The organism is Geodermatophilus sp. URMC 61, assembly GCF_052931555.1.
In genome coordinates, this window is the sequence record NZ_JBRFHZ010000002.1 from 215,874 (window position 1) to 229,225 (window position 13,352).

At 73.4% G+C, this 13,352-nt stretch carries 17 protein-coding genes; 15 read left to right on the plus strand and 2 right to left on the minus strand.

What is annotated here, in order from left to right:
* Positions 1-7: 7 nt before the first annotated feature.
* Positions 8-478, minus strand: a complete 471-nt coding sequence (locus ACU610_RS01120) for a TspO/MBR family protein (RefSeq protein WP_446765885.1) — start codon at positions 476-478, stop codon at positions 8-10.
* A 44-nt stretch (positions 479-522) separates the two neighbouring features.
* On the opposite strand from ACU610_RS01120, the gene ACU610_RS01125 reads away from it, so the two are divergent.
* The 11 genes from ACU610_RS01125 (at position 523) to ACU610_RS01175 (ending at position 10,152) form a co-directional block, all read left to right on the plus strand.
* Positions 523-1,341 (plus strand): enoyl-CoA hydratase/isomerase family protein, encoded by an 819-nt coding sequence (locus tag ACU610_RS01125; RefSeq protein WP_446765886.1) that lies wholly within the window; start codon positions 523-525, stop codon positions 1,339-1,341.
* 92 nt (positions 1,342-1,433) lie between these two features.
* Positions 1,434-2,579 (plus strand): PhoH family protein, encoded by a 1,146-nt coding sequence (locus ACU610_RS01130; protein WP_446765887.1) that lies wholly within the window; start codon positions 1,434-1,436, stop codon positions 2,577-2,579.
* A gap of 5 nt (positions 2,580-2,584) precedes the next feature.
* Entirely contained in the window at positions 2,585-3,088 is a 504-nt protein-coding gene (ybeY, locus tag ACU610_RS01135; protein ID WP_446765888.1) for an rRNA maturation RNase YbeY, read from the plus strand.
* Positions 3,085-4,503: a hemolysin family protein gene (locus ACU610_RS01140; protein WP_446765889.1), complete on the plus strand. Its 1,419-nt coding sequence runs from the start codon at positions 3,085-3,087 to the stop codon at positions 4,501-4,503. The genes ybeY and ACU610_RS01140 overlap by 4 nt, the downstream gene beginning before the upstream one ends.
* Positions 4,504-4,509: 6 nt before the next feature.
* On the plus strand, positions 4,510-4,842 hold the full coding sequence (locus tag ACU610_RS01145) for a cytidine deaminase (protein WP_446765890.1): 333 nt from the start codon (positions 4,510-4,512) through the stop codon (positions 4,840-4,842).
* A 273-nt stretch (positions 4,843-5,115) separates the two neighbouring features.
* Complete coding sequence (gene era / locus ACU610_RS01150; RefSeq protein WP_446765891.1) at positions 5,116-6,042, plus strand: GTPase Era; 927 nt, start codon at positions 5,116-5,118, stop codon at positions 6,040-6,042.
* A gap of 104 nt (positions 6,043-6,146) precedes the next feature.
* Positions 6,147-6,938: a DNA repair protein RecO gene (recO, locus tag ACU610_RS01155; RefSeq protein ID WP_446765892.1), complete on the plus strand. Its 792-nt coding sequence runs from the start codon at positions 6,147-6,149 to the stop codon at positions 6,936-6,938.
* Positions 6,928-7,692, plus strand: coding sequence for an isoprenyl transferase (locus ACU610_RS01160; protein ID WP_446765893.1), 765 nt, complete (start codon positions 6,928-6,930; stop codon positions 7,690-7,692). Before recO ends, ACU610_RS01160 begins: the two co-directional genes overlap by 11 nt.
* 84 nt (positions 7,693-7,776) lie before the next feature.
* Positions 7,777-8,070: an antibiotic biosynthesis monooxygenase family protein gene (locus ACU610_RS01165; protein WP_446765894.1), complete on the plus strand. Its 294-nt coding sequence runs from the start codon at positions 7,777-7,779 to the stop codon at positions 8,068-8,070.
* 86 nt (positions 8,071-8,156) lie between these two features.
* Complete coding sequence (locus ACU610_RS01170) at positions 8,157-8,588, plus strand: hypothetical protein (protein WP_446765895.1); 432 nt, start codon at positions 8,157-8,159, stop codon at positions 8,586-8,588.
* Positions 8,589-8,748: 160 nt separating this feature from the next.
* Entirely contained in the window at positions 8,749-10,152 is a 1,404-nt protein-coding gene (locus ACU610_RS01175; protein WP_446765896.1) for a glycine--tRNA ligase, read from the plus strand.
* Between the two features lie 44 nt (positions 10,153-10,196).
* Here the strand turns inward: ACU610_RS01175 and ACU610_RS01180 are convergent, their stop codons facing one another.
* Positions 10,197-10,670 (minus strand): DinB family protein, encoded by a 474-nt coding sequence (locus ACU610_RS01180; protein ID WP_446765897.1) that lies wholly within the window; start codon positions 10,668-10,670, stop codon positions 10,197-10,199.
* Between the two features lie 223 nt (positions 10,671-10,893).
* Here ACU610_RS01180 and ACU610_RS01185 point away from each other — a divergent pair, with 223 nt between their 5' ends.
* The 4 genes from ACU610_RS01185 to ACU610_RS01200 all read left to right on the plus strand — a co-directional run bounded on the left by ACU610_RS01185 (position 10,894) and on the right by ACU610_RS01200 (position 13,320).
* Complete coding sequence (locus tag ACU610_RS01185; protein ID WP_446765898.1) at positions 10,894-11,124, plus strand: type II toxin-antitoxin system VapB family antitoxin; 231 nt, start codon at positions 10,894-10,896, stop codon at positions 11,122-11,124.
* On the plus strand, positions 11,121-11,525 hold the full coding sequence (vapC, locus tag ACU610_RS01190) for a type II toxin-antitoxin system VapC family toxin (RefSeq protein ID WP_446765899.1): 405 nt from the start codon (positions 11,121-11,123) through the stop codon (positions 11,523-11,525). Before ACU610_RS01185 ends, vapC begins: the two co-directional genes overlap by 4 nt.
* Before the next feature lie 134 nt (positions 11,526-11,659).
* A complete protein-coding gene (dusB, locus tag ACU610_RS01195) occupies positions 11,660-12,832 on the plus strand; it encodes a tRNA dihydrouridine synthase DusB (protein WP_446765900.1) in 1,173 nt (390 codons plus the stop codon).
* Positions 12,833-12,873: 41 nt separating this feature from the next.
* Positions 12,874-13,320, plus strand: coding sequence for a hypothetical protein (locus tag ACU610_RS01200; RefSeq protein ID WP_446765901.1), 447 nt, complete (start codon positions 12,874-12,876; stop codon positions 13,318-13,320).
* The last annotated feature ends 32 nt before the right edge of the window (positions 13,321-13,352 follow it).

Sequence of the window (13,352 nt, forward strand, 5' to 3'; positions counted from 1 at the left end):
CCGACGGTCAGCGCGGGTTGCGGCGGGCGATGGCTCCGCTGAGCGCCGTCGCGAACGTCGTCCACGCCGCGTAGGGCACCAGCGCGGCGCCGGCCCGGCGGTCGACGGCCCAGGAGCGCCGGGCGAGGTCGGCCGTCGAGGCGGCCAGCAGCGCGGCCTCGGCGGTGGCGGCCACCGGTCGCCGGGCGCGGAAGAAGACCCAGGTCCAGCCGGCGTTGAGCGCCAGGTTGGCCAGGTAGGCCCGCAGGTACCGGCGCCGCTCCTGGCCGCCCGAACCCGCGAGCGACCGGCCGCCGGCGAGGGCGAGCAGGGCGTACAGCGCCGTCCACACCGGCCCGAAGGCGGATCCGGGCGGCTGCCACGGCGGCTTGTCGAGCTCGCGGTACCAGCGGGTGCCGGTCGCCGTGCCGATCCCGCCGAGGACGGCGGTGGTGGTGACGGCGGCCGCGGTCAGGGCGTAGGGGGAGCGGTCGGTCATGCGGCCCCGCGTACCCGGCTCCGGCGTCTGCCAGGCTGCCCGGCATGACCGATCCCACCCCCGTGCGCATCGAGCGGGACGGCGACGTCGCCGTCGTCGTCCTGGACAACCCGCCGCTGAACCTCTTCGACGCCTCCGTGTTCGACGCGATCGAGGGGGTCGCCGACGAGCTGGTCCGGCTCACCGACCCGGCCGACCCCGCACGCGCCCGGGCGGTGCTGGTCGAGGCGCGCGGCAAGGTCGTCTCGGGCGGTGTCGACGTCACGGTGTTCCGCGACATCGCCGAGGGGCCCGAGCCCGCCGAGCGCGGCGCCGACCTGTGGCGGCGGCTGCTGCGGGTGGCGCAGACCTTCGAGGACCTCCCGGTGCCCACCGTCTTCGCCGCGCACGGGCTGACCCTCACCGCCGCGTTCGAGCTGGCGCTGGCCTGTGACGTCCTGCTGGCGGCGGAGAAGGCGTCGTTCGGGCTCGTCGAGATCGTCGTCGGGCTCACCCCGTCGATGGGCGGGCCGCAGCGGCTGGCGGAGCGGGCCGGGTCCGCGCGGGCCAAGGAGCTGGTGTTCACCGGCGAGCGCTACCCGGCCGCCGTCCTCGAGCGGTGGGACGTGGTCAACCGGGTGCTGCCCGACGAGGGCTTCGCCGAGGCCGCCCGCGCCTACGCCCGCCAGGTCGCGGCCGGCCCGACGGTGGCGCACGCGGCCACCAAGCAGCTGGTCACGACCGCCGTCCGGCAGGGCGCGCGGGCCGCGGACGACCTGGTGCCCGACGTCTCCGGTGCGCTGTTCGCCACCCAGGACCTGCGCGGCGCGGTGCGCTCGTTCCTCAGCGAGGGGCCCGGCAGGGCGACCTACTCGGGCAGGTGAGCGACGGTCCGGACGGCGGTTCCGGGACTGCACGCGCGGGTAGACTCGAGGGGTCCACACCTCCTCTCGCAGGAAGGCAGGGTCGAGGGTTCTTGCCCGACTCCTCCCCGAACGTCCCCGTGCCCGGAGCGCCCACCTCGCGTGAGGCCTCGGCGCAGGCTGCAGCCGCCGACGGCCACCCCGGACACACCGGCCTGGGGGACGTCGCCCCGGCCACCGTCCGGACCACCATCACCGTTCCCGACTCCGTCCCGATGGTCGCCCTGCTCGGCTCCGGGGACGAGCTGCTGCGCCTGGTCGAGAAGGAGGTCGACACCGACGTCCACGTGCGCGGCAACGAGATCGCCGTGACCGGTCAGCCGGCCGACAACGCCTTCGCCGTCGCGGTGTTCGACGAGCTGATCGCGCTGCTGGGCACCGGTCAGGTGCTGCGCCCGGACTCGGTGCGCCGGGTCATCGGGATGCTGCGCGCGGGTGGTTCCGAGCGGCCGGCCGACGTCCTCAGCCTCGACATCATCAGCCGCCGCGGGCGCACGATCCGGCCCAAGACGCTGAACCAGAAGCGCTACGTCGACGCCATCGACGCGCACACCATCGTCTTCGGCATCGGCCCCGCCGGTACCGGCAAGACCTACCTGGCGATGGCCAAGGCCGTGCAGGCCCTGCAGACCAAGCAGGTCAACCGGATCATCCTCACCCGCCCGGCCGTGGAGGCCGGCGAGCGGCTGGGGTACCTGCCCGGCACGCTCAGCGAGAAGATCGACCCGTACCTGCGGCCGCTGTACGACGCGCTGCACGACATGGTCGACCCCGAGTCGATCCCGCGCCTGATGCAGTCGGGGACGATCGAGGTGGCGCCGCTGGCGTACATGCGCGGGCGCACGCTCAACGACGCGTTCGTCATCCTCGACGAGGCGCAGAACACCACCGCCGAGCAGATGAAGATGTTCCTCACCCGGCTCGGCTTCGGTTCCAAGATCGTGGTCACCGGTGACGTGACCCAGGTCGACCTGCCCGGTGGCGCGCAGAGCGGGCTGCGGATCGTGCGCGAGATCCTCGACGGCATCGACGACGTGCACTTCGCCAACCTGACCAGTTCCGACGTCGTCCGTCACCGGCTGGTCGGCGACATCGTCGACGCCTACGAGCGCTGGGACGCCACGCACAACCAGAACCGGCCCACCACCGGCCAGCAGCCGCCGGTGCGCCCGTCGCGGCCGCGCCGCCAGGGGAGCTGAGCGCCGTGCCCGTCGAGGTCGCCAACGAGTCCGAGATCGCCGTCGACGAGTCCTCCCTCGCCGCCGTCTGCACGTACGTGCTGGGCGAGATGGGCGTGAACCCGATGGCCGAGCTGTCGGTCCTCTGCGTCGACCCGGACTACATGAGCACGCTGCACGAGCGCTGGATGGGGGAGAAGGGGCCGACCGACGTCCTCGCCTTCCCGATGGACGAGCTGGACACCGGCCGTCCCGACGAGCCGGACCCCGGCCCCGCACTGCTCGGGGACGTCGTCCTGTGCCCCTCGGTCGCCATCAAGCAGGCCCGCGCGGCCGGCCACACGATGGACGACGAGCTGATCCTGCTCGCCACGCACGGCGTGCTGCACCTCCTCGGCTACGACCACATGGAGCCCGAGGAGGAGAAGGAGATGTTCGGCCTGCAGACCAAGCTGCTCGACGGCTGGCGCGCCACCCCACGGGCTCCGATGACCGGTGCGGCCGTCCCCCGGGGACCGGTCGACCGATGACCTCCGGCGAGATCACCCTGCTGGTGATCGCCGTCTGTCTGATCCCGTTCGCCGGCCTGTTCGGCGCCATGGACGCCGCGCTCCAGCGGGTCTCCAAGGCACGCGTCGACGAGATGCGCCGGGACGGCGTCAAGCGTGCGGGCGTCCTGTCCGAGGTCGTCGCCGAGCGCGCCCGGCACGTGGCGCTGCTGCTCCTGCTGCGGATCGCCTGCGAGATGGTGGCCGCCACCCTGGTCACGGTGATCCTCTACCGGATCTGGGGCGGGGGCTGGCAGCCGGTGCTGACCGCGGCCGGGGTGATGACCGTCGTCAGCTACGTGCTGGTCGGGGTCGGACCCCGCACGCTCGGCCGCCAGCACGCCTACGGCACCGCGCTGGCCGGTGCGGGCGTGGTCAAGCTGCTGGGCCGGGTGCTCGGGCCGATCGCCACGCTGCTCATCCTGGTCGGCAACATGATCACGCCCGGGCGCGGCTTCCGCGACGGGCCGTTCTCCTCCGAGGTCGAGCTGCGCGAGCTGGTCGACATGGCCGAGGAGCGCGGGGTCGTCGAGTCCGGCGAGCGCAACATGATCCACTCGGTGTTCGAGCTGGGCGACACCATCGCCCGCGAGGTCATGGTGCCGCGCACCGACGTCGTCTGGATCGAGCGGACCAAGACCCTGCGGCAGGCCCTCGCACTGGCGATGCGCAGCGGGTTCAGCCGCATCCCGGTCATCGGCGAGAACGTCGACGACGTCGTGGGGGTCATCTACCTCAAGGACCTCATCCGCCGGACCCAGGGCGGGCAGGACCCGAGGAACACCGTCAAGGTCGAGGACCTCATGCGTGCGCCGACGTTCGTGCCGGAGTCCAAGCCGGTCGACGAACTGCTGCGGGACATGCAGGCCCAGCGCATCCACATCGCGATCGTGGTCGACGAGTACGGCGGCTTCGCCGGGCTGGTGACGATCGAGGACATCCTCGAGGAGATCGTCGGCGAGATCGCCGACGAGCACGACCGCTTCCAGCGCCCCCCGGTCGAGGAACTGGCCGACGGCTCGGTGCGGATCACCGCCCGGCTGCCGGTCGAGGACCTCGCCGCCCTCTTCGACGTCGAGCTGCCCAAGGACGACGACGTCGAGACCGTCGGCGGGCTGCTCGCCCGCGAGCTCGGCGTGGTGCCGATCGAGGGCTCGCAGGCCGAGGTCGCCGGGCTACGGCTGGTCGCCGAGAGCACCGGCGGACGGCGCAACCGGATCGACACCATCCTGGTCTGCCGGGTGCCCGAGGAGGAGGCCGAGACCACCGAGGGCGAGGAGCCGCAGGCGCACGGGGCCACCGCGTCCGGTGCGACCGCGTCCGGGACCACCGCCTCCGGTGCCACGGCGTCGAGTGCCACCCGCGTCGAGGAGCCCGCCGGCGTCGTGGAAGGCTGACGGCCCGTGAGTTCCCTGGACCCCGAGGACGCCAAGCTCGTCACCCTGGCCCGCTCCGCGCGCGGCCGCACCGGCGCTCCTGAGGGCGCGGCGGTCCGCGACACCGACGGCCGCACCTACCTGGCCGCCACCGTTTCCCTGCCGTCGCTGCAGCTGTCCGCGCTGCAGGCCGCCGTCGCCGCCGCCGTCTCCAGCGGGGTGGAGGGGCTCGAGGCGGCCGCCGTCGTCTCGGCCGCCGACGGCGTGGAGGAGGCCGGGCTGGCCGCCGTCCACGACCTCGCCCCGTCCGCCCCGGTGCACCTCGCCGGCCCGGACGGCGCCCTGCGCAGCACCGTCTGAACCAGCCCCGGGCGAGACCGGCGATCTCGTACGCCGACGGGGGCCGTATCCGAGTGGCGCAGCGGGGCGGGGACGATCGTGGCCGTCCGCCTGGGGCCGAGCCCGGCGAGGAACCGGTGGGCGCCGACCTGCTGCACGTGCAGGCGCCGAGCGGTGTCGACCGCCTCCGCCGACGGGCGCCGTCCGTCCCGCCTCCGCTGCGTCACGGACCCGATCCTCCCAGCCGCCCCGGACGGCACGGGCGGCGCGGAGGTGTCGTCCCCGGGTGGGAGGATGGAACGCGTGACACCACCGGACCAGCCGCCGTACCGGAGCGGTTTCGCCTGTCTGGTGGGCCGCCCCAACGCGGGGAAGACCACGCTGACCAACGCCCTGGTCGGCGAGAAGGTCGGCATCGTGAGCAACCGCCCGCAGACCACCCGGCACGCCATCCGCGGCGTCGTCCACCGGCCGGGCGGGCAACTGGTGCTGGTCGACACCCCGGGCCTGCACAAGCCCAGGAGCCTGCTGGGCCGTCGGCTCAACGACGTCGTCCGCGACACCCTGTCCGAGGTCGACGTCATCGTCTTCTGCGTGCCGGCCGACCAGCCCGTCGGCAGCGGCGACCGGTTCATCGCCCGCCAGCTGCGCGAGGTGCAGGCACCGGTCGTGGTCGTGGTCACCAAGACCGACGCCGCGTCGAAGAAGCAGGTCGCCGAGCAGCTGATGGCGGCCAGCCAGCTGGTCGAGGCCGCCGAGGTCGTGCCGGTGAGCGCCGTGCGTGGCGACCAGGTCGAGCTGCTCGAGGACCTGCTCGTCGGCCTGCTCCCCGAGGGCCCGCCGCTGTACCCGGAGGAGCAGACCACCGACGAGGACGTCGAGCGGCAGATCGCCGAGCTGGTCCGGGAAGCCGCGCTGGAGAAGGTGTTCCAGGAGGTGCCGCACTCGCTGGCGGTCACCGTCGAGGAGATGACCCGCCGTCCCGACCCCAAGCGGGACAGCGGTGAACTGGTCGAGGTCCACGCGCTGCTGCACTGCGAGCGCCCCAGCCAGAAGCCGATGCTGCTCGGCCGCGGCGGGCAGGTCATCAAGGCGATCGGCAGCGAGGCGCGCCAGGGCATCGAGGCGCTGCTCGGCGCCCGCGTGCACCTGGACCTGCACGTCACGGTGCTCGGCGAGTGGCAGGACGACCCGAAGAAGCTGAACCGGCTTGGTTACTGAGGCGGCGGCACAGTGAGCATCGCCGGAGGCCGGGGGCACGTCCCGCTCGCGGGGGACAGCGACCGGGGAGCGGAGCGAGCCGGCGCCGGGAAGTGCAGCTGCTGATGTCCACCACACCGAAGGCGCTGTACCGCGACGAGGGCGTCGTCCTGCGTACCCAGAAGCTGGGCGAGGCCGACCGCATCGTCACGGTGCTCACCCGCCGGTACGGCAAGGTCCGCGCGGTGGCCAAGGGCGTGCGCCGCACCAAGAGCAAGTTCGGCGCCCGGCTGGAGCCGTTCAGCCACGTGGACCTGCAGCTCTACACCGGCCGCACCCTCGACATCGTCAGCCAGGCCGAGTCGATCCGCTCCTACGGGCAGCCGATCGTCGCCGACTACCCGGCCTACACCGCCGGCACCGCGGTGCTCGAGACCGCCGACCGGCTCACCGCCGAGGAGAAGGAGCCCTCGCTGCGGCTGTTCCTCCTCGTCATCGGGGCGCTGCGGGCGTTGGCCGAGCGGACCCACCCGGCGCCGCTGGTGCTCGACGCCTTCCTGCTGCGCGCCATGTCGGTCGCCGGCTGGGAGCCGGCGCTGGGCGGCTGCGCCCGCTGCGGCGAGGAGGGCCCGCACCGGCACTTCTCGGTGCCCGCCGGCGGCATGGTCTGCCCGCCCTGCCGCCCGACCGGCTCGGCGATGCCCAACCCGGCCACCATCGAGCTGCTCGACGCGCTGCTCACCGGCGACTGGGACGCCGCCGAGGCCAGCCAGAGCGCCAACCGCCGTGAGGGCAGCGGGCTGGTCGCCGCGCTGCTGCAGTGGCACCTCGAGCGCGGGCTGCGCTCGCTGCCGCTGGTCGACCGGTCCGATCCGACGGCGCCACGCCGGGAAGCAGGTCTGCTGAGTGAGGCGTGAGGTCAAGGCCCCGAACCCGCACCCCTCGGGTGCCCGCCCACCGCAGTTGCCACCGGACAAGGTGCCCGGTCACGTCGCGATCGTGATGGACGGCAACGGCCGCTGGGCCAAGCGGCGCGGGCTGCCGCGCACCGCCGGGCACGAGGCGGGGGAGTCCTCGCTGTTCGACTGCGTCGAGGGCGCCATCGAGCTGGGCGTCAAGGCGATCAGCGCGTACGCGTTCTCCACCGAGAACTGGCGGCGCAGCCCGGAGGAGGTCCGCTTCCTCATGGGCTTCAACCGCGACGTCATCCGCCGTCGCCGTGACGAGATGCACGAGCTGGGGGTGCGGGTGCGCTGGGCCGGCCGCCGTCCCCGGCTGTGGCGCAGCGTCATCAAGGAGCTCGAGGTCGCCGAGGAGCTCACCTGCGACAACGACGTCCTCACGCTGACCATGTGCGTCAACTACGGCGGCCGCGCCGAGATCGCCGACGCCGCCGCGGCCATCGCCCGCGAGGTCGCCGCCGGCCGGCTCGACCCCGCGAAGGTGGACGAGGACACCGTCGCCCGGTTCCTCGACGAGCCGGACATGCCCGACGTCGACCTGTTCGTGCGCAGCTCGGGGGAGAGCCGCACCAGCAACTTCCTGCTGTGGCAGTCGGCCTATGCCGAATTCGTCTTCCTCGACACGCTGTGGCCGGACTTCGACCGCCGGCACCTGTGGGCCGCGTGCGAGGAGTACGCCTCGCGGCAGCGCCGCTTCGGCAGCGCCTGAAGGACCCCGAGACCCCGTCCCTCTCCCCGCTCGCGAGCTCGCGGCGAGCCTCCGGACGGGGCCGCGCCTGATGGGAGGTCGACCGTGTTCGCGGTGACCCGGCTGCGGGTGCCCGAGGCCGACGCCGACGGGTTCGCTGCCGCCGTCGACGTCCTGCTGGCCGCGCTCGCCGCCCGCCCCGGCTTCCGGGACGGCGAGTTCGGCCGCTGCACCGACGACGATGCCCTGTGGGCGCTGGTCACCCGGTGGGACGGCGTCGGTGCCTACCGCCGGGCGCTCTCGGCGGCCGAGGTGAAGCTCGCCGGGGCGCCGGTCTGGGTCCACGCGTTGGACGAGCCGGGCGTGTACGTGCCCGGGGAGGGGACGCGCGAGGGGTGATCCCGCGTCGTCGTGGGCATCCCCCGGGGAGGCCGGTGCGCCGACGGCCGCTGCAGGGCCGGGGCCTCGAGCACGGAGGACGCACGATGAGCGAGCCCAGGCGGGACGACGCGACACCCCCGCCGTCCGCAGAACCCACCAGGCCGGTGCAACCCCCACCACTGCCCGGTCGGGCGGTGCGAGCGCAGCTCGCGAGCGGCGAGCTCGCCACGCCCCCGGTCCGTCCTGACGAGCCGACCGTCCACCTCGACGGCCCGGTACCGCGGGATCCGGACCGCACGCTGGAGCTCGACGGCACGCTGCGCACCGGCGTCACCGTCGGGCCGAGGCCCGGACGGCGCCGGCGCACCTGGCCGTGGATCCTCGCCGTCGTACTCGCGCTGGTCGTGCTCGGCGCAGTCCTCGGGGTCATGATGTGGCGGGGCGCGACGATCGACGGCGACGTCCAGTTCCTCGGCGTGCACCTGCGGGTGGACGGCGACCTCGCCGGGTGGTCCGGCGGGGCGGCTCTTGGCTGACCTCTCCCGCTGCCCCGCACCGTGGGCAGGGGGTGAGGCACCGCAGGGGACCGGTCGCTCGCACCGGGACGCCCGGCCGGGCGGCGGAGGAGTGGACGAGCAGCGGCAACTACCGTGGACGGGTCAACCGCCGACCGCCAGCCGGATGGAGCCCCTCGCCGTGAGCGACAGCGCCGCCAAGCACGACCCCGCACGCCTCGACAAGGTGGTGAACCTCTGCAAGCGCCGGGGGTTCGTCTTCCCGTCGGGCGAGATCTACGGCGGTACCCGCTCCGCCTGGGACTACGGACCCCTGGGCACCGAGCTCAAGGAGAACATCAAGCGGCAGTGGTGGCGCACCGTCGTCCAGGGCCGTGACGACATCGTCGGCCTGGACTCCTCGGTGATCCTGCCGCGCCAGGTGTGGGTGGCCTCCGGGCACGTCGGCGTCTTCACCGACCCGCTGACCGAGTGCCAGAACTGCCACAAGCGGTTCCGGGCCGACCACCTGGAGGAGGACTACGAGGCCAGGAAGGGCCGCCTGCCGGAGAACGGCCTGGCCGACATCACCTGCCCGAACTGCGGCACGAAGGGCGCGTGGACCGAGCCGCGCGACTTCAACATGATGCTCAAGACGTACCTCGGCCCGGTCGAGGACGACTCCGGCCTGCACTACCTGCGCCCGGAGACCGCGCAGGGCATCTTCGTGAACTTCGCCAACGTGATGGGCGCGGCCCGCAAGAAGCCGCCGTTCGGTATCGGCCAGATCGGCAAGTCCTTCCGCAACGAGATCACGCCCGGCAACTTCATCTTCCGCACGCGAGAGTTCGAGCAGATGGAGATGGAGTTCTTCGTCGAGCCCGGCACCGACGAGCAGTGGCACCAGTACTGGATCGACGAGCGCACCCGCTGGTACACCGACCTGGGCATCTCCCCGGAGAACCTGCGGCACTACGAGCACCCGAAGGAGAAGCTCTCCCACTACTCGACGCGCACCGTCGACATCGAGTACCGCTTCGGCTTCCAGGGCTCCGAGTGGGGCGAGCTCGAGGGCATCGCCAACCGCACCGACTTCGACCTGAAGACGCACTCGGAGCACTCCGGCGCCGACCTCGCCTACTTCGACCAGGGCAGCAACACCCGCTGGACGCCGTACGTCATCGAACCGGCAGCCGGGCTGACCCGCTCGCTGATGGCCTTCCTCATCGAGGCCTACACCGAGGACGAGGCGCCCAACGCCAAGGGCGGCGTCGACACCCGCACCGTGCTGCGGCTGGACCCGCGCTTGGCGCCGGTCAAGGCCGCCGTCCTGCCGCTGTCGCGCAACGCCGATCTCTCGCCGAAGGCCCGCGACCTGGCCGCGAAGCTGCGGCAGAGCTGGAACGTCGACTTCGACGACGCCGGCGCGATCGGCCGCCGCTACCGGCGGCAGGACGAGATCGGGACGCCGTTCTGCCTGACTGTCGACTTCGACACCCTCGAGGACGACGCGGTGACCGTGCGCGAGCGCGACTCGATGACCCAGGAGCGGATCGGCCTGGACCAGGTCGAGACCTACCTCAAGACCCGCCTGCCCGTCTGCTGAGCGGTCCGGGCGGCCCTCCCCGCGGGGACGGCCGCCCGGACCACTCAGTCGCGCCAGCGGTACAGGTCGTGCAGCAGGGCCATCTCGGCGCCGTGGTGCAGCACCTCCCGGTTGATGTGCAGCACGAGCGTGGCCATGGGGGAGTCCGCCCACGGACCCTCGGCCGGGCCGCACGGACGTCGCAGGCGCTGCTCGTCCAGGCTGCGGACGCCGGCGGTCCAGGCGGCGTGGGCCGCGTCGACGACCACGTGCCCGATCCGCCAGGCGATGGTGGTGACCGGCGCGGGGTCGGGCTGGGGTACGGCGAAGTCGATGGTGAAGTCGCCCCGTCCCGCCTGGATCGGCGCCGCGCCGGTGCCTCGCGGGCGGACGTTCCAGGCTCCGCGGACCGGCTCCCACCGGTACTCCTCGTCGGTGAGTCCGTCCAGCCGCGGCCGCAGCTGCGTGCGCCAGTGCAGGTCCAGCTGCTCGACCAGCTCGGAGGTCCAGTCCACCGTCGTCGTCCGTGTCGTCTCCATGGCGGCACGCTGGGGGCGGATGCAGTCAGGTGCGGTCCGGATCGTCGGCCACCGTGTCGCCGTGACCGATCAGGCCGTCCGGGTGCTGCGGCTGCTGGCGCTCCGCTCACGCCGAGGCGTCCGCTGCGCCCGACGCGGTGCCCCGAGGCAGGGGTCGCAACGGGGTCGCGCTCACGACCACGCAGTGGTGTATCGCATACACCTCGATGTGTACGATGGAGGTGTGAGTCGGACCAACATCGACATCGACGACGACCTCGTCGCCGGCGTCATGCGCCGCTACGGGTTGTCGACGAAGAAGGACGCCGTCGACTTCGCCCTGCGTCAGGTCTCGGTCGTCCCGATGACGACGCGCGAGATGCACGCGATGCGCGGCAGCGGGTGGGGTGCGGACCTCGAGGAGATCCGGAGCGGCGAGGCTGCCGAGGCGGCCGCTCAGTGGGCCGGGGAGTGACCGTCCTCGTCGACTCCTCGGTGTGGATCGCCTATCTCCGGGACTCCGGTGGCCCCGAGCAGGACCTGCTGGAGCGGCTCATCGGCGAACAGCGGGCGGCGACGACCGACGTCGTGCTGCTCGAGGTGCTGGCCGGCACGACCGACGAGGAGCGCGCGGCGCGCCTCCGTCGTTTCGTGGCCGGGGCCCACCTGCTCCGCCAGCAGTCGCCGGTGGACGCCGAGCACGCGGCTGCGCTCTACCGCACGTGCCGGCGAGCGGGTGAGACCCCCCGCTCGCTGAACGACTGCCTGGTCGCGGCCGTCGCCCTGCGGCACGGCGTCCCGGTGCTCCACCGGGACCCCGACTTCACCGTGCTCGCCGCCCACACGGACCTGCGCGTGGTGGACCCGGCAGCCTGACGCAACCGCGTCCGCCGCCCTCCGGGTGAGCGGTCGTGGTCGCCGGCACACACGGACGCTCCGGTGTCGACGACCACAACCGTCACCCGGGCGGTGGGGGAGGGGAAGCCGGCTCGCCACCTACCCTGGAGATCGTGAGCAGCAGCGTCCTCGAGCGACCGTCGTCCCCCGCGACCGGTCCTGCTCCGCTGCACCTGGGCGCGCTCACCGTCGACCCCGCCGTGGTGCTGGCACCGATGGCCGGTATCACCAACCCGGCCTTCCGCACGCTGTGCCGCGAGTTCGGTGCCGGGCTCTACGTCTGCGAGATGATCACCACGCGGGCGCTGGTCGAGCGCAACGAGAAGACGCTGCAGATGGTCCGGGCGACCCCCGACGAGGCGGATGCCTTCTCCGTGCAGCTCTACGGCGTCGACCCGGCCACCGTCGGCCGCGCGGTGGAGATGCTGGTCGACGAGGGCGTCGCCGGCACCCGCCCGGCGCACGTCGACCTGAACTTCGGTTGCCCGGTGCCCAAGGTCACCCGCAAGGGCGGCGGCTCGGCGCTGCCGTGGCGGCGGGTGCTCTTCCGCGACATCGTCCGGGCCGCGGTCCGCGCCGCCGGGGACGTCCCGGTCACGGTGAAGACCCGCATCGGCATCGACGCCGACCACGTCACCTACCTCGACGCCGGGCGGATCGCCCAGGACGAGGGCGCCGCGGGGATCACCCTGCACGGGCGCACCGCCGACCAGCTCTACAGCGGCACCGCCGACTGGGCCCCCATCGCCCGGCTGGTGGAGGCCGTCGACATCCCGGTGCTCGGCAACGGTGACATCTGGGAGGCCGACGACGCGCTGCGGATGGTCGCCGGGACCAGCTGCGCGGGGGTCGTCATCGGCCGCGGCTGCCTGGGCCGGCCGTGGCTGTTCGGTGACCTCGCGGCCGCCTTCGCCGGGCAGACCCGCCGCGCGCTGCCGACGCTGCGCGAGGTGGCCGCGGTGATGCACCGGCACGCCACGCTCCTCTCCGAGGAGCAGGGCGAGCTGCACGGCTGCACCGACTTCCGCAAACACGTCGCCTGGTACCTCAAGGGGTTCTCGGTCGGCTCCGACGTCCGCCGCGCGCTGGCGATGGTCAGCTCGCTGGACGAGCTGGCCGAGCTCCTGGCCGGGATCCCCGACCAGCCGTACCCGACGGCGGTGCTCGGTGGACCGCGCGGGCGCACCAGCCCGCCGCGCCCGGTGGCGCTGCCCGAGGGCTGGCTGGCCGACCGCGACGACCCCCGACCGCCGGCGGGGGCCGAGCTGCTGGTGAGCGGCGGATGAGCGTCGACGAGCGCAGCGGGCACACAGACCGGAGTCGAGCCATGAGTGACGGCCCCTATCTCTACGACGACGACCCGGCGCCGCTGCACACCGGCACCCCGCGCCCGGCGCGGGCGCTGATCCTCGCGGTGATCGGCGGGACCGTCGCCGTCGCCATCGGCATGGCCGTCGGCCTGCCGCTGGTGAAGGGCAGCCCCGAGGAGCAGGCCCGCGAGGTCTCCGGGGTCTTCCTCGCCGCGCTCGCCCAGGACGACCTCGAGACCGCCTACGGGCTGCTCTGCGCGGAGGAGCGGGCGCGGCTGGCGCCGCAGGCGGTGCCCGCCGAGTACGCCCCCGGTGGCACCGGTGAGGTCACCGGGACGATCGCCGACGAGGCGGACGGCGCACCGGTGCAGCGGGTCGAGGTGGCCTGGAGCGACGGCAGCACCTCCACCCTCACCGTCGTCAGCGAGCAGGGCGCGCGCGTCTGCGGCACCGCCACCGGCTGAGAGCGGAACCCTGCTCGCGGCCACCCTGCAGG